15 protein-coding genes and 1 pseudogene are annotated in these 17,378 nt (G+C 39.6%); 8 read left to right on the top strand and 8 right to left on the bottom strand.

Features of this window, described 5'->3' with window-relative positions; all coding sequences use genetic code 11:
* Positions 1 to 380 precede the first annotated feature (380 nt).
* Positions 381 to 2,030 carry an ABC1 kinase family protein gene (locus I4641_RS10625; RefSeq protein WP_229640496.1) on the bottom strand — a complete coding sequence of 550 codons (1,650 nt, stop codon included), beginning with the start codon at positions 2,028 to 2,030 and terminating at the stop codon, positions 381 to 383.
* Between the two features lie 37 nt (positions 2,031 to 2,067).
* A complete protein-coding gene (gene pip / locus I4641_RS10630; protein WP_229640497.1) occupies positions 2,068 to 3,015 on the bottom strand; it encodes a prolyl aminopeptidase in 948 nt (315 codons plus the stop codon).
* A 76-nt stretch (positions 3,016 to 3,091) separates the two neighbouring features.
* On the opposite strand from pip, the gene I4641_RS10635 reads away from it, so the two are divergent.
* Positions 3,092 to 3,580 (top strand): pirin family protein, encoded by a 489-nt coding sequence (locus tag I4641_RS10635; protein WP_229640498.1) that lies wholly within the window; start codon positions 3,092 to 3,094, stop codon positions 3,578 to 3,580.
* Between the two features lie 28 nt (positions 3,581 to 3,608).
* Positions 3,609 to 3,713: pseudogene (locus I4641_RS24425) on the top strand (pirin family protein); the annotation flags it as partial.
* A 49-nt stretch (positions 3,714 to 3,762) separates the two neighbouring features.
* Here I4641_RS24425 and I4641_RS10640 read toward each other — a convergent pair.
* The 3 genes from I4641_RS10640 to I4641_RS10650 all read right to left on the bottom strand — a co-directional run bounded on the left by I4641_RS10640 (position 3,763) and on the right by I4641_RS10650 (position 7,286).
* Positions 3,763 to 4,041 (bottom strand): ssl2009 family thylakoid membrane protein, encoded by a 279-nt coding sequence (locus I4641_RS10640; protein ID WP_229640499.1) that lies wholly within the window; start codon positions 4,039 to 4,041, stop codon positions 3,763 to 3,765.
* Between the two features lie 178 nt (positions 4,042 to 4,219).
* Entirely contained in the window at positions 4,220 to 4,870 is a 651-nt protein-coding gene (gene upp, locus I4641_RS10645; RefSeq protein WP_229640500.1) for a uracil phosphoribosyltransferase, read from the bottom strand.
* 118 nt (positions 4,871 to 4,988) lie between these two features.
* Positions 4,989 to 7,286, bottom strand: coding sequence for a GumC family protein (locus tag I4641_RS10650; protein WP_229640501.1), 2,298 nt, complete (start codon positions 7,284 to 7,286; stop codon positions 4,989 to 4,991).
* A 157-nt stretch (positions 7,287 to 7,443) separates the two neighbouring features.
* Here I4641_RS10650 and I4641_RS10655 point away from each other — a divergent pair, with 157 nt between their 5' ends.
* The 5 genes from I4641_RS10655 (at position 7,444) to I4641_RS10675 (ending at position 10,572) form a co-directional block, all read left to right on the top strand.
* Complete coding sequence (locus I4641_RS10655) at positions 7,444 to 8,283, top strand: CbiX/SirB N-terminal domain-containing protein (RefSeq protein ID WP_229640502.1); 840 nt, start codon at positions 7,444 to 7,446, stop codon at positions 8,281 to 8,283.
* Between the two features lie 3 nt (positions 8,284 to 8,286).
* The gene (gene cobA, locus I4641_RS10660) at positions 8,287 to 9,054 is read left to right on the top strand and encodes a uroporphyrinogen-III C-methyltransferase (protein ID WP_229640503.1); all 768 of its coding nucleotides are present in this window, start codon (positions 8,287 to 8,289) and stop codon (positions 9,052 to 9,054) included.
* 189 nt (positions 9,055 to 9,243) lie between these two features.
* On the top strand, positions 9,244 to 9,432 hold the full coding sequence (locus tag I4641_RS10665) for a translation initiation factor IF-2 (RefSeq protein WP_229640504.1): 189 nt from the start codon (positions 9,244 to 9,246) through the stop codon (positions 9,430 to 9,432).
* 171 nt (positions 9,433 to 9,603) lie between these two features.
* Positions 9,604 to 10,095: a photosystem II cytochrome c-550 gene (gene psbV / locus I4641_RS10670; RefSeq protein ID WP_229640505.1), complete on the top strand. Its 492-nt coding sequence runs from the start codon at positions 9,604 to 9,606 to the stop codon at positions 10,093 to 10,095.
* Positions 10,096 to 10,254: 159 nt separating this feature from the next.
* Entirely contained in the window at positions 10,255 to 10,572 is a 318-nt protein-coding gene (locus I4641_RS10675; RefSeq protein WP_229640506.1) for an ACP phosphodiesterase, read from the top strand.
* A 26-nt stretch (positions 10,573 to 10,598) separates the two neighbouring features.
* On the opposite strand, the gene I4641_RS10680 is transcribed toward I4641_RS10675, so the two are convergent.
* Positions 10,599 to 11,765 carry a serine hydrolase domain-containing protein gene (locus tag I4641_RS10680; protein WP_229640507.1) on the bottom strand — a complete coding sequence of 389 codons (1,167 nt, stop codon included), beginning with the start codon at positions 11,763 to 11,765 and terminating at the stop codon, positions 10,599 to 10,601.
* Between the two features lie 222 nt (positions 11,766 to 11,987).
* On the opposite strand from I4641_RS10680, the gene leuS reads away from it, so the two are divergent.
* Positions 11,988 to 14,543, top strand: coding sequence for a leucine--tRNA ligase (gene leuS, locus I4641_RS10685; RefSeq protein ID WP_229640508.1), 2,556 nt, complete (start codon positions 11,988 to 11,990; stop codon positions 14,541 to 14,543).
* Between the two features lie 177 nt (positions 14,544 to 14,720).
* Here the strand turns inward: leuS and I4641_RS10690 are convergent, their stop codons facing one another.
* Complete coding sequence (locus tag I4641_RS10690; protein WP_229640509.1) at positions 14,721 to 15,956, bottom strand: LL-diaminopimelate aminotransferase; 1,236 nt, start codon at positions 15,954 to 15,956, stop codon at positions 14,721 to 14,723.
* Positions 15,957 to 16,026: 70 nt separating this feature from the next.
* Complete coding sequence (locus I4641_RS10695) at positions 16,027 to 17,376, bottom strand: 2Fe-2S iron-sulfur cluster-binding protein (RefSeq protein ID WP_229640510.1); 1,350 nt, start codon at positions 17,374 to 17,376, stop codon at positions 16,027 to 16,029.
* Between the last annotated feature and the right edge of the window lie 2 nt (positions 17,377 to 17,378).

Consider the following 17,378-nt stretch of genomic DNA (forward strand, 5'->3'; position numbering starts at 1 on the left):
TCGATTGCTTAAATAAACTGTAACTTCATTGCATTATCAATCATAATATCTAATCTGCTTTTATAAGTATATACTCGTAAACTTCATCTTCTTTATTAAGAATTTTTCTTAATAAATCAAAGATTTATGATGATGAGATAAAGTAACAAAAGCTTTAAATATCCTTGATTTTAGGTACTTTATCAGTATTGACTGTAAAATATTATGCTTACAATTTGTATTTAAAGTATCAATATGAATTTTTGATGTTTTTTTTCAAAGGAATTAGAGTGAAAAAATCATCACAAAGCCTTAACTGAAAAATCATCACAACTTGATTTGAGATAACTAAAATTTCATCAAAGTTTCACAAAATTTTCTGGGTTGTTTTGGTGTGGTAACTATTTAAGTTTTCCCGATCGCAAAATACTAATTATGAGCCAAATTCCCAACAAACTAGCTACAGCAAAAAGCACGTTACTTAAAATGGATACTTGAGTAGTGGGGGAACCTGTAGAGATAATGGCTGCCCCCATAATTAGAGAACCAACTAAAATACTAAAAGAAAGACGGTTGGCTGAATCTTCTAGGCTAAGAGCTAGAATATCGAGTCGAGCAATATCTATATTCCACTTGAGAGTTTCTGAAGTGATGCGGTCTAATAATAACTCTACTAAACGAGGAGATCGCAATGAAAGACTTTTTAAATCTAAACCTATGCGTAATAGAGTCTCTGCGGGTCTTTCTCCCAAAAATTGACGGCGAAAAACATCTGCTATGAGGGGTCTAATTTGGTCTAATAAATTAATTTGAGGATAAAAACCTCTGGCTACTCCTTCCAAATTGGCTATGGTTTTGGCATATAAACCCATATTGCTAGGAAGTCTAATCTTATTATTACGAGATACCTGTAAAACTTCATAGATCACCTCGCTGAAGTTAATCTGAGAAATGCTGCGGTTATAGTACTTTCGCAGCATGCGATCGTAATCGTTAGTTAATCTGCTTAAATTAACTTTTTGACCGCCTTCAGCTAATTCTAAGGTCAATTGGCTACAGCGATGACCGTCCAAATCGACAATTGCTAACAGCATTTCTGTCAGAATCTGTTGAGTACGAGGGTCTAAACGACCGACCATACCACAGTCGAGGATGGCGATCCGACCGTCTTGGAGATAAAAAATATTTCCTGGGTGGGGGTCAGCATGAAAAAAACCATCAATATATACTTGTTTAAAAAAAGCTTTAAATAAAATGGTGGTAATTTCGCTGCGCTGGGTGGCTTCGTCTTTACTATCTCGAACTTGGGGTAATTTCGCCTGTAAAAGAGGAACTCCGTCCAACCACTCGATAGTTAATAGTTTGGTAGTAGTTAGATTGTTATAAACCTGGGGAATGACCAATTTTGAAGAATCAAACCACTTGCTGTTTATAAGATTAGTGCGTAACTGTTCGGTATATTCCGCTTCACTAGTAAAATCCAATTCTGCTTGGAGAGCATTACTAAACTCCTCTGCCAAACCAACAATATCAAAGTTTTTGCCGAATTCAGTGCGAGAAGCTAGTTCTGCCAGACTTTTAATCAAGGAAATATCTTGAGCAACTATAACTTCAATCCCAGGACGCTGTACTTTTAGAGCCACTTGCTGTCCGTTGGTCAAAACAGCACGGTATACTTGACCGATAGAACCTGCTGCGATCGCATTTCGATCAATATCGCTAAAAATCGACTCTAAGGGTTGGGATAACTCCTGTCTAATCAGACTTTCTACCTCCGACCAAGGTACGGGAGGAACATTCGCCTGAAGATCCGTTAGGGTATCTACGTAGCGTCCTGGAAGAATATCGGGGCGAGTTGAAAGTAATTGTCCCAACTTTACATATACTGGGCCTAATTCAATCAAGATGTTGCGTAAAACTTCTGGAGATGGCAAACGGGGTTCGTCTGATTTATCTCCAGCCAATAATCCTCGTGCATAATCCCAACCATTACGAAAGACTACTTCAGCAATTTCTCTCTGACGAGAAGTGTTTTTAGTTAGAGCAAACATTTAGATTTTCAATAGATAGCCTATTTTCCCCTATAAGTTATAACGCAGCAAAGCGATCGGTTGCTTGAATTAGAGCATCTTTAATTCCTGGTTCGGATACAGAGTGTCCTGCATCTGGGATGACAATAAATTCAGCTTCTTGCCAAGCCTGATGTAGTTCCCAAGCACTCTTCATCGGGCAAACAACATCGTATCTTCCCTGAACAATTACTCCTGGCAGATGCCGAATGCGGTCGATATTTTCTAGAAGTAGATTTTCTCGTTCAAAAAAGCCTTTATGAACAAAATAGTGACATTCAATTCGAGCAAACGCTTCAGCAAATTCTGCCATGGCAAAACGCTCTTTACTAGCGGATGAGGGAATTAATTTACTAGTGCTGGCTTCCCACACAGACCAAGCTTTTGCTGCTGCGAGTCGAGTCTGTTTGTCTTCACTAGTCAGTCTTCGATAAAAAGCCGATAGCAAATCGTGTCTCTCTTCTGGGGGAATGGGTTGGAGATATTCCTCCCAAGCATCGGGATAAATATAGCTCGCTCCTTCTTGATAAAACCAGCGAATTTCGGAGGTTCGCAACATAAATATGCCTCGCAGAATTAAACCCTTGCAGCTATCGGGGTGAGTCTGACTATAGGCTAGAGCTAAAGTACTACCCCAGCTACCACCAAAAACCACCCATTTTTCGATGTTTAGATGCTTGCGTAACTTTTCAATATCACTAACTAAGTCCCAGGTAGTATTTTCTTTTAGTTCGGCATAAGGTGTACTTTGACCGCAACCCCGTTGGGCAAAAATTACGATCCGCCACTCCTGGGGGTCAAAATATTGACGATACATCGGTACTATACCCCCTCCAGGGCCTCCATGAAGAAAGATGACTGGTTTTCCTTGAGGGTTTCCTGATTCTTCGTAATGAATTGTATGGAGTTGAGAAACCTTTAATTTGCCTTTACTGTAGGGTTCTACGGGTGGATATAAATCTCTCATTTATTAGACTTTGCCTGGGTAATATACGACAATCAAAACGTTACTTGCGATCGATCATTAGAAGTTATAACCTCTGATGTCTAATATTACTAAATTACTTACGCCCCATATTCAAGATTTAGGGGGATTTAATGCCCGTCGTATTTTGCCCCATGACGAATATTCAATGGTTGGGTCGTTTATTTTCTTCGACCATTTGGGCCCTGCAACTTTTCCCCCAGGCACAGGAGTCGATGTGCGTCCTCATCCCCACATCAATTTAGCTACGGTAACTTATTTGTTTGAAGGGGCATTATTACACCGAGATAGTTTGGGATCTGTCAGAGAAATTAGGCCAGGTGCAGTTAATTGGATGACTGCGGGTAAAGGTATTGTTCATTCAGAAAGAACTCCCGAGAGCGATCGCGATGTTGAAAGTACCCTCCACGCAATCCAAGTTTGGGTAGCTTTACCTGAAGAGGCGGAAGAAATCGAACCCAGTTTTGCTCATTACTCTTGTGACGACATTCCTAACTGGACAGCAAATGGTGTAAAGATTGCTTTAATCTGTAGGCAAGCGTTATAAGTGGTGGAACTTTGTTTCTAGTCGCAAATCAAGAATCGAACAAGCCAAACAGGATTGGCAAGGGAGTAAATTCGACTCTGTACCAGAAGAAACCGAATTTATTCCTCTACCCGAAGATATTGCACCACTGTAATTTTTTATTAGAAATTGCTAGGAAGTAGGACTTAAAAAGTCCTCGTTCCTCATTCTTCATTTACCTTAACCGAACCCAATTGTTGCTTCACATCGTCGATAGCCAAGTTCAACTGAGCAATCTTATCTTCTAGACCATGACGAGCTAGTTCGATACTTTCGTCACTAGTAAAAGGAATTTCTCTACCACGTTGTAAAACTTCTGGATCTCGCTCTGAAATCTGCTTTTCGTTACGACTAGCTAATACTGTACCCAGAATACCCCCCACTACACCGCCTACTATCGAACCTATGATAAATCCACTACCGAAACCCTTTTGTTGACCCATCGTAATTAAATATGGAATACTGCTTACTTAAACTACTATTCTGGCGTTGGTATTTGAAGTATTACGTATAAAGTACTTCTGTTCCTAGTCATTAGCTCTTAGCTATCAGCTATTTTGAGTTACTTAGCTGACGACAAAATCTAACTATCATAAATTTATTTACCAACGCCCTATTATTCTAAGTCCCAAAAGAGCGATCGCCCGCATCTCCTAAACCTGGAACAATATATCCTTTGCTATTAAGTCCTTCATCAATAATAGCGGTATAAATCTCTAACCCAGGATAATTTTTGCTCAACTGTCTTAGAGCTGGGGGTGCAGCCACAATTGAAATTATCCGAATAAGTTCTGGCGACACTCCTCGACTGATAATCTCTTTCATTGCCATCATAATCGATCCTCCAGTAGCTAACATGGGTTCAAGGATGACAATTCTGGTTTGAGGAGCAAAGCGATCGGGTAGTTTGTTTAGATAACAAGCAGGTTCAAGACTAGATTCGTCACGGACCAAACCTAAATGATAAATTGCTGCGGTTGGTATAACTTTTTGGGCTTCATCCAATAGTGCCAAACCTGCTCGCAATATAGGAACAATCCCAATAGGCGTTTGGGGGTTAACAAACGTGGCAGCACATTCAGTTAGGGGTGTCTGCACCATTGTATCTACCGTTGGCAGCCAATTCCTAACAGCTTCATAAGTTAACCACCGACCCAGTTCGCTCATGGCACTTTTAAACAGTACAGGCGGTGTATTAACGTCTCGTGCCACTGACAACCAATGTTTAATTAAAGGATGTTCTGGGACGTAAACGCGCAATTGTAGAGTCATAGTGGCAGTCTGAGCTTGTGCTGAACAAAATAATGTCAAACGTTATGTTGGGTTGGCATTATCTAGTTATTCTACACAAATCTGTGTCTTCAGCTAGCAAGTTGACAGTATCTAGAGCTTAGAAATTAGCACTGCCGACGCTATTATTGGCACTTTTTTCTTTACTGGATACATTGGGTAAATCCTGGTTAACTTGATTATTCTTTTGCCAATTATCGTTATTTTGAGTAGCTGAATTGTTTTTGGTGTAATAGCTTTTACCATAACGACCATGATAAGAGTAGCGATCAAAGTCAGCTGCTTTGACCCCATTAATTACCATTCCCAATACTTTTTGTCCTGTCGTAGCTAAGGTTTCCTGGGCTAATTCCGCGCTTTCTTGCTCGACGACTCCAGGTCTGGTAACAAACAAGATTCCATCTACTAATTTGCTCAGAGTCAGTACGTCGGCGGTGACGGGTAAAGGTGGTGCATCAATCAAAATTAGATCGTAGTCTCGACGAGAACGACCAACCAAATCACTCAACCCAGGAGAATCCAACAGTGCAAGGGGGTTGGAATTGACCATTCCACTAGTTAAAAGACTCAAATTAGGCATTGGTTTGGCGATGACGGAGGCAAGACTTACATTACTAGTTATTATGTCTTTTAAACCCTTATTATTGCCTACTCCCCACAAACGATGTTGGGAAGAGCGACGTAAATCGCCATCTATCAATAATACTTTACGGTCTAATTGAGCGATCGCTGCTGCTAAATTAGCTGTAACCGTTGATTTTCCTTCTTCGGGAACGGAACTTGTGACTAAAATAACCTTGGGTGGCTTATCGCTAGTCAAGAATTTTAAGTTGGCTTGAATCATGCGATAAACTTCACTAGAAAAGGAGTCGGGTTCTTCTCTGGTAACAATTCTACCTTGATAATTAGGTGCTTCTAAAGGAATGATGCCAATGGTTTGATAAGAAAACTTCTTCTTGATTTCTGCCAAGGTTTTTAAGGAACGGTCTTGCATTTCTAGCAGAACAACTGATAAGTTAGCCAAAAACGCACCCAAGACAAGACCCAAGCCAAGTAGCATTGTTCTACCAGAAGCACCTTTTTCTGGAACAGAGGAATACTCAACAACTTTGGCATTACCGCTTTCTTGGCTGGCTGCTATTTGAACTTTCTGCAAGTTATCCAGTAAGGTTTCTAGGGTATTACCTGCTGCTTCTGCATTACGAATTAATTCTTGTTCTTGTTTTTCTAATCTGGGGATATCTTTAGCTCGTTTTAAATAGTTCTGTTGAGATTGATACAAAGAAGTAACTTGTCTTTGTAGACTGAGTTCGTCAATTTTGAGAGTAATGAATTTTTCTAATTGATTTTCTTTGATACCATTGTTTTCTTGCAATAATCCTTGAGATACGTTAATGCCCTGACCAACCGTATTGGCAATTAGTCCTTTAAGTTGACTGTTGAGGTCATTTTTCTTTTCTGTCAGACTAATAATACTGGGATGTTCTTCACTAAATCTCTGGCGTTCTTGAGCCAAGCTAGATTCTGTTTCGGTCAATTGTCCTAAAATACTCTGTACTTCCGGAGAAGCAGCTAATTGATCTGTGGCAACAGCTTGGTTAAGGTCTAAACCTAACTGACTTTGTAAAGCACTGGTTTGAGCTTGTAAGCCTTGTAACTCAGAACCCGTGGTAGATATCTGTTGATTTAATGCTCCCAAGTTAGTTACTAGTCCTTTTTTCTCTTCAGTTAAATCGACTATATCGTTTTCGCTTCTAAAAGCTGATATGTTTTGTTCTGCTTGTTCTACTTTGGATTCTATAGTGGGTAGCTCTCGATTAATAAAATCTTTGGCTGCTTCTGGCTCTGATTGGTTGCCTCTAATTTGCTCTTGAATATAGACATCCATCAGAGTGTTGACTACTTCAGCAGCAATTTTAGGATCGGGATGTTTGTATCTAACTTCAACTACATCTGTTCCACCAATTAACTCCGTACTTAGTTTTTTGCGGAAATCATCGGTTTTTAAAGGGTTGTTTTCGTCGTCGGTAAGTTTTTGACGGTCGATTACCTGTTGGATTACGGGTTCAGATTCTAGTACTTGGATTTGGGTGCTGACCGGAGTTTGATTAGGCAGAATTGTATCTAATCTGCCTGCATTCTCACCAATTCCCACTTGATCGGCGGCACTAAGCTGTTTGAAAACTAATTTGCCTTCTCCTTGATATGTTTTTTTCTGTAATAAACTCAATCCCCCCGTCACTCCCAAGGTGAGAAGAAATATGGCTAAAGCTGGTTTCCACCGTCTTTTTAATTTAACTAAATATTCGCTTAAATTTACATCAAGACTATCTCGCGAAGAAGTTGGAGACGAACTGGAGTTATTTATATTTTTATCCTTAGAGTTATTACTCAACATATTCTGTTAGAAAATTATGATTTTTTATGGTGGTACTATGATTTTTTCTAATTATTTTGACAGTATGTCAGCATTTATACTGATGCTTTACCTAAGATATATCATTCACTACAGAATAAACTGTCTCAATTGCTATAATTTCTGAGATAATTATTATTTGAGTTTTCCAATTAGTTTATTACAGTTTATAGAAATTTCTTTGACGACCTCTTCTGCTTACTTTTTGGTTATTCACGGTAGTCGAAACCTTAAGACTCAAACTGCTGCTGCTAAATTGCAACATTTAACCAGTTTAAAAATTAAGTCTAAGGATATAATAACTCAGCAAAATTACGGAAAAATCATCTTTTCTTCTTTTGAGTCGAAAACGGTTACTAAATTGGACTTTAGCCAAACTCCTTTAGTGGGAATTGCTGCTTTAGAATTAACTTCCTTATCTTTGAACCAAAGTTTGGTTGAATTCGCTCTAAAAGCAGATTCACTAGGATTTAGTCGGGTTAAAGTGTTACCTTTGTTTCTTGCACCTGGAGTTCATGTACGAGAAGATATTCCTGAAGAAATTGCATTAGCTATAAAACAAATAAAAAATAGAGTGACAATAGAATTATCCCCATTTCTAGGTAAATATTCGGGAATGGTACAACTTTTGAGCGATAAATTTTTAGAACTATCGGCTCGATCGCGAATTTTAGTCGCCCACGGCAGTCGTTTGCCAGGAGTTGCCGATTATTATGAAAATCTGGCACAGAAGCTCAATGCCACGACTGCTTATTGGTCGACAGATCCTAGTTTGGCTCAACAAGTAAAAGCTCAAATTACTGCTGGTCATACTAAAATTGCGATTTTGCCGTATTTTTTGTTTCCAGGCAAAATCGTCCGAGCGATCGCAGTTGAGGTAGCATCATTACAGGCAGACTATCCCAACGTCGAGCTAATCCTAGGTCAGCCTTTGGGGGCGACAAAAGCTTTAGCAGAATTAATTGCCAAGGAAATTTAAAGCATGAATAAAATAAAATATGTGGGTAAAGTTTATTTAGTTGGTGCGGGACCTGGAGATCCAGGGTTACTGACAGTCAAGGCTAAGACTCTACTAGAACAAGCTGACGTAGTTCTTTATGATGCCCTAGTAAGCCCAGAAATTCTAGAGATTATCAGCCCTTATGCCAAAAAAATTAATGCAGGGAAACGCAAAGGTCGTCATTCTTTGCCCCAAGCTGAAACTACAGAATTATTAAGATCTCAAGCTGAAACCAAAGCCATCGTAGTTCGTCTCAAAGGTGGAGATCCTTTTGTTTTTGGTAGAGGAGGAGAGGAAATGGCAGATTTAGTCAAGGCAGGAGTATCGGTAGAAGTTGTACCTGGTATTACTTCAGGAATTGCTGCCCCCGCTTATGCTGGTATTCCCGTAACCCATCGTCAATATAATTCTTCAGTTACCTTTGTTACGGGACACGAATCTACTGAAAAATATCGCCCCGAAGTCAACTGGCAAGCGATCGCTCAAGGTTCAGAAACTATTGTAATTTATATGGGGGTTCATAACCTACCCCAAATTATTCCTCAATTACTGGCAGGGGGGATGACCCACCAAACACCTATCGCCATGATTCGCTGGGGTACAAGACCCGACCAAACTCAATTAATAGGCACGTTGGGTACAATTGTCGAGCAGTTACAAGTAAGAGAATTCCAAGCACCTGCGATCGCCGTGATCGGTCGAGTTGTGGATCTTCATTCTTTACTACTTCCTCAATCACCTGACACCTAACCTTTAAAAGAAATTTTTGCTCAAATTGGGTCTAATAAATGGGATGATGATTAGCATAACTTGGCAACAATAGTTTTGTTGAGTATTATTGCTCTACAAAACTTTAAAGTAATCTTTGTATAATACATGATTACTTGATCTTGACAATTTATTCAATCTTCATTGAAGAGATTCACTTAGACCGTGCTTATGGGCTTTGCAGAACTATCAATTGCTGATATAGCAGCAGAATACCAAATCGAAGAACAAACTGTATTCGAGCTTTGCGATCGCTTTAAAATAAACTATAAAAACGAACGCACTTGTCTGGCTTTAGAAGATGCTAAGACAATTATTCTGGAAATCATGGCTGCCAAAACCAATTCGCAAGCCAATTAATCAATATATTATTCTAGCTCTTTTCTAGTTATAGATTCACCCAGAGCGATAAGATTGGTTACTGTTTTTTAAAATTACAAGGTATTCTGTCAAGATAAATAACTGAAGATTATGTATATTGGTGCGTTATTTAATAGCACCGCCATCAAATTAAAATTTTTGAGGAGAACAATGTTGAAGCGATTATTATTTGCTGCTGTAGCTGCCCTATTTTTGGCAATTCAATTTAACATCGGTAGTGTTAATGCAGTTGAACTAGACGAAAGTATTCGTACGGTCAAAGCTAATGACCAAGGGGAAGAAGTCGTCTTAAGTCTAAAACAAGTTAAACAAGGACAAAGGGTATTTGTTGACACTTGTTCTTATTGTCACAAAAACGGCGTAACTAAGCCCAATCCTAACGTGAACTTAGGCTTAACTGCTTTAGCTGGTGCTTATCCAGCCAGAGATAATATTGAGGGAATCGTTGATTATCTTAAAAATCCTACAACTTATGACGGAGAAAGAGATATCTATGAATTTCATCCTAATACTACTCGCTCGGATCTTTATCCTTTAATGCGTAATTTAACTGATGACGATCTAGAGGCTGTTGCAGGACATATCCTGATTCAGCCAGAAGTTCGTGGCATTCTTTGGGGTGGTGGAAAAGTTTACAACTAAAACTAATGAGTTGAAGGTTTTTAAATATCAACTTTTAGACTTAATTTTTTAGAGAGATATCTAGAGATATTTAAAGGATAAGGAATTAAAAGATTACCGTCTTTGATTTCTTATCTTTTTTTTGTGTTTCAATATAATTATTCAACATAACAAAAACGTATGAATTGGCTAGCTCATCTATTATTAGCCGAATCTAATCCTGAAGTTAGTTTGGGAAATTTACTGGGGGATTTAATTAAAGGAGAAGCCAGGGAAGCTTTAAATCCGACTTTACAAAGAGGTCTAGAATGCCACCAGGCGATAGACATTTTCACTGATAAACATCCTCTTGTTAAACGGAGCAAACAAAGGATAAGTAACGAATATCGTCGTTTCGCAGGTATTTTGATCGATGTTTTTTACGATTATATTCTGGCTAACAATTGGCAGCATTACTCTAATGTGTCTTTAGAAGAATTTACGACCTCATATAAATAATTGGCATTTAGTTAACTAAAAACATTTTATTTAGTTTTTTTACCTTGCAAATCGGCAATCAAAGTATTAACCATAACCGAATCATCCCAGTTTTGAGCATCTTCACCAACACGAACGATAACTAATTCTTGAGATGGGATAATATAAACTCGCTGGAGAGATGCGCCATCTAAATAAAAAGTATCTTGGGCTAAAAAAGGTTCTGATGAGTTAACACTATAAGCACCAGTTTTCTCTGGAGTACGAGCTTCTAGCCATATATGATAGCCATATTTAGATTCTAGAGGTGAGGGTTGAAGCATTTTCTCCAGCCAACTAGAAAGAACGATTTGTTTGCCGTCAACTTGACCGCGATCGAGCCATAATTGTCCGACTTTTGCCCAATCTCTGGGGGTAGCAAAAAGACAGCAAAATGGTTTGGGATTTCCACCGACGCGATCGAGCCATAGATAAGCGTCACTTGCTCCTAAAGGTTGCCAAAGCTTGTTTGCTAAATAGTCGGCATATTTTTTTCCTGTAGCTCTTTCTAAGACTTCACTTAGTATTTGTGTGTTGCCGCTGTTGTAATCAAAAACTGTTTGAGAATCTTGTTTAGCAGTAAGATTTAAAGCGATCGCATCAGCATTTTTACCTGCATACATCTGCACCAAATCAGATAGTGGATTTGCCGTATTATCTTGATTTTGCAAACCAGACTGCATATAGAGTAAATTTTGAATCGTAATCTTACTGCGCTTGTCATTCGACCATTCGGGGATGTAGTTAGCGACGGGTTCTAATTCTGACTTAATATCCCCTTCAGCGATCGCAATCCCCATCAGCAACGCCACAATAGTTTTGGACAAAGACATGGAATTAAAAGTAGAACTAGGGGTAAATCCTTGCCAATAGCGTTCTAAAACTATTTCTCCTCGATGCAATACTAATAAAGCCGAAGAATTATTTTTTTGAGCATAATCTGAAATTTGATTCAGACTAGCTTGAGAAATAAGGGTTGTATTTGCTTGCTCAATTGTGCTGGGTTTTCCTGGTATTAATTCAAGAGGTTGATACCAATCAATACTAGTTATGGGATTTTTAGGATAAGTAAGAAGACGAAGGATAAAAGTCAGATTGGGAATGATGGTTAGTGATGCGATCGCAGTTAATATTCCTGCTAATGAAAGAAGAATTTTTTTGTTCTTTTTTAGCATCGTCACCTCAGTAAATCTCGCCTGGTTCTTTTTTAGTTAAGTCTATAGTCTATTAGAATTAAGCGATCTCCATCATCTTCTTTGACAATTAGGCTACTTTACAATTTTTCTTAAAAACTAAAAGCTAAAAACTAGAACGAAACTAATTCACATCAGGCGTATATTATTAAAGAGTTTTCTAATTTCAAATATAACAATCTAATCTTAGGAGTAAACCCAGTCGTGGAGTCGCGATATAACGCAGCAGAAATAGAACAGAAATGGCAACAGCAGTGGCAAGAATCGGGAATCGATAAAACCCCCGAACACAAAGACAAGCCAAAATTTTATGCCCTCTCCATGTTTCCCTACCCTTCAGGAAACCTACATATGGGTCATGTCCGCAACTATGTAATTACTGATGTAATTGCTCGTTTCAAAAGAATGCAGGGCTATCGAGTGCTACATCCTATGGGTTGGGATGCCTTTGGTTTGCCAGCCGAAAATGCAGCGATTGATCGCGGTATTCCTCCTGCAAAATGGACGTATAAAAACATTGAACAAATGCGCGATCAACTGAAGCAGCTAGGACTTTCTATCGACTGGGAAAGAGAAGTAGCTACTTGTTCTCCTGACTACTATAAATGGACGCAATGGCTATTTTTACAATTTTTGGATGGGGGGTTAGCCTATCAGAAAGAAGCTGCGGTTAATTGGGATCCCATCGACCAAACCGTTTTGGCAAACGAGCAAGTAGACAGTGAAGGGAAAAGTTGGCGATCTGGGGCAGTTGTCGAGCGCAAACTTCTCAAACAGTGGTTTTTCAAGATTACCGACTACGCTGAGAAATTACTACAAGATTTAGATCGGCTTGATGGTTGGCCAGAAAGAGTTAAAACTATGCAAGCCAACTGGATTGGTAAATCCGTGGGGGCTTATTTAGAATTTCCTATTGTGGGTAGAGAGGACAAGATCGCCGTTTTTACCACTCGCCCCGATACAGTATATGGCGTAACCTACTTAGTACTCGCCCCCGAACACCCTTTGACACCTGAAGTTACTACAGCCGAGCAAAAATCTGGGGTGGCTGAGTTCATGGAGAAAATAAAAGGGCAAAGCGAAATGGAACGAACTGCCGAAGATAAACCGAAACAGGGAGTACTTACGGGAGGGAAAGCAATCAATCCCTTTAATGGGGAAGAAGTTCCTATTTTAATCGCCGACTACGTATTATATGAATACGGTACTGGTGCGGTAATGGGCGTACCAGCTCACGATACCAGAGATTTTAAATTTGCGACTGAAAAGGGTTTGCCCATCAAAACGGTAATTGTTCCTGAAGAACAAAATGCTGATACACAATTGAAACAGGCGTACGTCGAACCTGGCACAATAGTTAATTCAGGAGAATTTGACGGTATAAATTCCGTTGAAGCTAAAACCAAAATTATCGAATATGCCGAACAACAAGGCTATGGTAAAGCTCGCGTGCAATATCGTTTAAGGGATTGGTTGATTTCTCGCCAGAGATATTGGGGTTGCCCAATTCCTGTAATTCATTGTGATGATTGCGGTACTGTACCCGTACCAGATACAGATCTTCCTGTCGAGTTGCCCGAATCTGTAGAATTATCGGGGCGAGGTGGTTCTCCTTTAGCACAATTGGAAGACTGGATTAATGTAGATTGCCCTTGCTGCGGTAAGGCTGCAAAGCGAGAAACCGATACGATGGACACCTTTATTGATTCTTCCTGGTATTATCTCCGCTATAGCGATGCCAATAATACAGACATTCCTTTTACTCAGGATAAAGTCAATGACTGGATGCCTGTAGATCAATATGTCGGCGGTATCGAACACGCTATTCTGCACTTATTGTATTCTCGCTTCTTTACTAAAGTATTGCGAGACAGAGGTTTATTAAATTTTGACGAACCATTTAAACGCTTGCTTACTCAAGGAATGGTGCAGGGTTTAACTTATAAAAATCCTCAGACTAATAAATATATTCCCTCGGCTGATGTCGATCGCAATAATCCTCTAGATCCTGAAACGAAAGATCGATTAGATGTTTTTTACGAAAAAATGTCTAAGTCTAAATATAACGGTGTCGCACCCGAAGATGTAATCGGGCAATATGGTGTGGATACTGCTCGTATGTTTGCTATGTTCAAAGCACCCCCAGAAAAAGATCTAGAATGGGATGATGCGGATGTGGAAGGGCAATATCGCTTTCTCAATCGCGTTTGGACTTTAGTTACTAGTTTCGATCCTGCTGCGGTTAAAGAGATTACAGAAGATTTAAACAAAGACGAGAAAAGCTTGCGCCGTGCAATCCACACAGCTATCAAAGAGATTACAGAAGATTTAACAGGAGACTATCAGTTTAATACTGCTGTCTCAGAGTTAATGAAGTTAAGCAATGCTCTCAAAGATGCTAAGTGCGAAACTTCCCCTGTATACCAAGAAGGTATCGAAACTCTAGTTTTATTACTCGCTCCTTTTGCACCCCATATTGCCGAAGAATTATGGAGTAGTTTGGGACATTCTGAATCCGTTCATCAACAGCAATGGCGGGAAGTAGATGAGTCTGCTTTAGTGGTAGAGGAAATAACTCTAGTCGTGCAGATTATGGGTAAAACTCGCGGTACAATTCAAGTCCCCGCAGGTTCGGATAAAGTAGCTTTAGAAAAGTTTGCCACCGAATCGGATATTGCTCAAAAGTATATCGAAGGTAAGGAAGTTAAAAAGGTAATTGTCGTACCGAATAAATTGGTTAATTTCGTTGTTGCTAAATAGTTCTATATTGCAATATTTATTGTCGATCTCTCATTTGATTTTGGGGGATTTTTTTATGGTTAAGAATTAAATAATATCGACAATTCAATTATGGTGGGCATCAGAAAAAGCGATCGCCTTATTGTCATAAAAGCGATCGCTTTTGCGGTCTTTAAAATTGGAAATTAAAAGGCGAAATTAAGCTTTAAACTTGTCCGTAATGCGCTTCATTGCTTCGTTAACATTGTCGCGACTGTTGAATGCAGAAATGCGAAAGTAACCTTCTCCTGCTGCGCCAAAACCAGATCCAGGGGTACCAACTACGTTGCAGTTCAACAATAATTTATCAAAGAAATCCCAGCTAGATAAACCATTGGGAGTTTTAACCCAGACATAGGGAGCATTTGTACCACCATATACCTTGATTCCTGCTGCGGTTAGTTGTTCGCGGATAATTTTGGCATTTTCTAAATAGAAAGCAATTAATTCTTTAGTTTGTGCTTGTCCTGCTTTAGAATAAACTGCCTCTGCACCCCTTTGAACGATATAAGATACGCCATTAAATTTGGTAGACTGACGGCGATTCCACAATTTCCATAATTCCACATCAGAACCATCACTAGCCTTTCCCGTGAGATTTTTGGGAACAACTGTTAAAGCACAACGAGTACCTGTAAAACCTGCGTTTTTAGAAAAAGAACGAAACTCGATCGCGCAGTCTTTTGCCCCTTCTATTTCATAGATAGAATGGGGTAGATCGGGATCGGTAATAAAGGCTTCATAGGCTGCATCAAATAAAATTAATGACCCGTGTTGTTTGGCATATTCTACCCAAGCTTGGAGATGTTCTTTGGTAGCAGTTGCTCCTGTCGGATTGTTAGGAAAACAAAGATAGATTAAATCTACTTTTTCTGTGGGAATTTGGGCGGTAAAGTCATTATCTGCACTGATAGGTAAATAAACTAAACCTTCATATTTGCCGTCTGCGGCGGCATCTCCTGTATGCCCCGCCATGACGTTAGTATCGACGTATACGGGATAAACGGGATCGGTGACGGCAATTTTATTATCGTCGCCAAAAATATCGAGGATATTCCCGCAATCGCACTTAGAACCATCTGAGATGAATATTTCCGAAGCATCAATATCACAACCGCGAGATTGGAAGTCATGTTGCGCGATTTTGTCTCGCAACCAGAGATATCCCTGTTCGGGGCCATATCCTTTAAAAGTAGCGCGATCGCCCATTTCTTTGGTTGCTTCAATGATTGCATCGCGACAAGCAGCAGGTAAGGGTTCGGTGACATCCCCAATACCTAATTTAATAATCGGTGCATCGGGGTTATCCGCTGCATAAGCACTGACTCTTCTGCCAATTTCGGGGAATAGATATCCTGCTTTGAGTTTGAGATAGTTGTCGTTAATTGTTGCCATTAATTTTTTGCTAGAAACGCCACCGATCTATTATCAACGATCGGCGAACAATTATTAGGATTGCTACATACTATAAATCCAAAACAATTTTGTCTGTCTTCGGTTTAGAGACGCAAATTAATACTGCATTTTCATCGGGTTCGCCCCCTGGTTCTTCGATATATTCGACTTCTCCCTCGTGCAACTGACACATACAGGTTAAACAGATCCCCTGGCGACAGCTAAAATCAGGATTGATATTATTGGCTTCGGCAAATTCTAACAAAGTACCGTCTTCAGTCGTCCAAGTTAAAGTTTGGTTAGATCGGGCAAATACAACTTCTGCACTACTAACACTTCCCTCATCGTTAGAAGTTGCTTTAGCTTTTCCTTTAGTTTTTCCTCCACCAAAAGATTCAAAAAATACTCGATCTTCTGCTACGTCTAATTCCCTCAAACCTTCCCTCAAAGAGTCCATAAATGCAGGAGAACCGCATAAGAAATATTCTGCATCCGGCGCACCGTCATGATTCGATTTTATTTCGGGGATAATAGTATCTGCTAGCAGTTGTTTATCTGCATAACCCTGACTGTGGTATTTGCCTTCATCTTCAGGGCGAGGACGACTATAACAATAGTGGATATGAAGGTTGGGATGGGATTGAGAAACTTGATTTACTTCTTCGCCAAAGGCATGATATTCTCCATTGCGCGCGCCATGAATAAACCAGACATGACGCTGAGGATTTTGACGGGCAACGGTTTTTGCCATACTAATCATGGGAGTAATGCCAACGCCATTGCTGATTAATACCGCAGGAATAGAATTATCTACTTCTAAATAAAACTTTCCGCTAGGAGGCTTGCAGGGAATAATCGAACCTGTTGTAATGCGATCGTGCATAAAATTGGAAGCTACCCCAGGAGGCACATCTAGGCCTTTGGGCGAACCTTCCCGCTTGATTGACAGCCGATAATAATCTTGAGATTCGGGATAGTCTGAAAGGGAATATGTCCTAATTACAGGGCGATCTTGTTCTGGTATGTTTAGTTTGATGGTGAGGAATTGACCTGGTTGGAAATCGGGTAGTTTTCCTCCATCAACGGGTTGAAAATAGAAAGAGGTGATTTCTGTGCTTTCTGGTTCTTTTCTGACAATTTTGAAATCTCGCCAATCTTGCCAAGTGTTGTCTTGGATATTGTCGTTTTTAACTTGCTTACTTTTAGCAGGGGAATTATCTTTGACCGCCAAACCAACACCCGCACCAGCTACAAAAGCTAATAGAGAAGCATATATACCAATTTTGTTGACTGACTTATTTTTAGGATCGGGCAAACCAAGGGCGACTGCTGCAATGAAGATTACCATAGCAAATGATGTGCTGGCAGCAGCGATCGCTCTAACTAAAGGATTGTCAATCTTACCAAGACTATTTAACATAC

It is taken from the genome of Waterburya agarophytonicola KI4, assembly GCF_020640915.1.
GTDB classification, from domain to species: domain Bacteria; phylum Cyanobacteriota; class Cyanobacteriia; order Cyanobacteriales; family Xenococcaceae; genus Waterburya; species Waterburya agarophytonicola.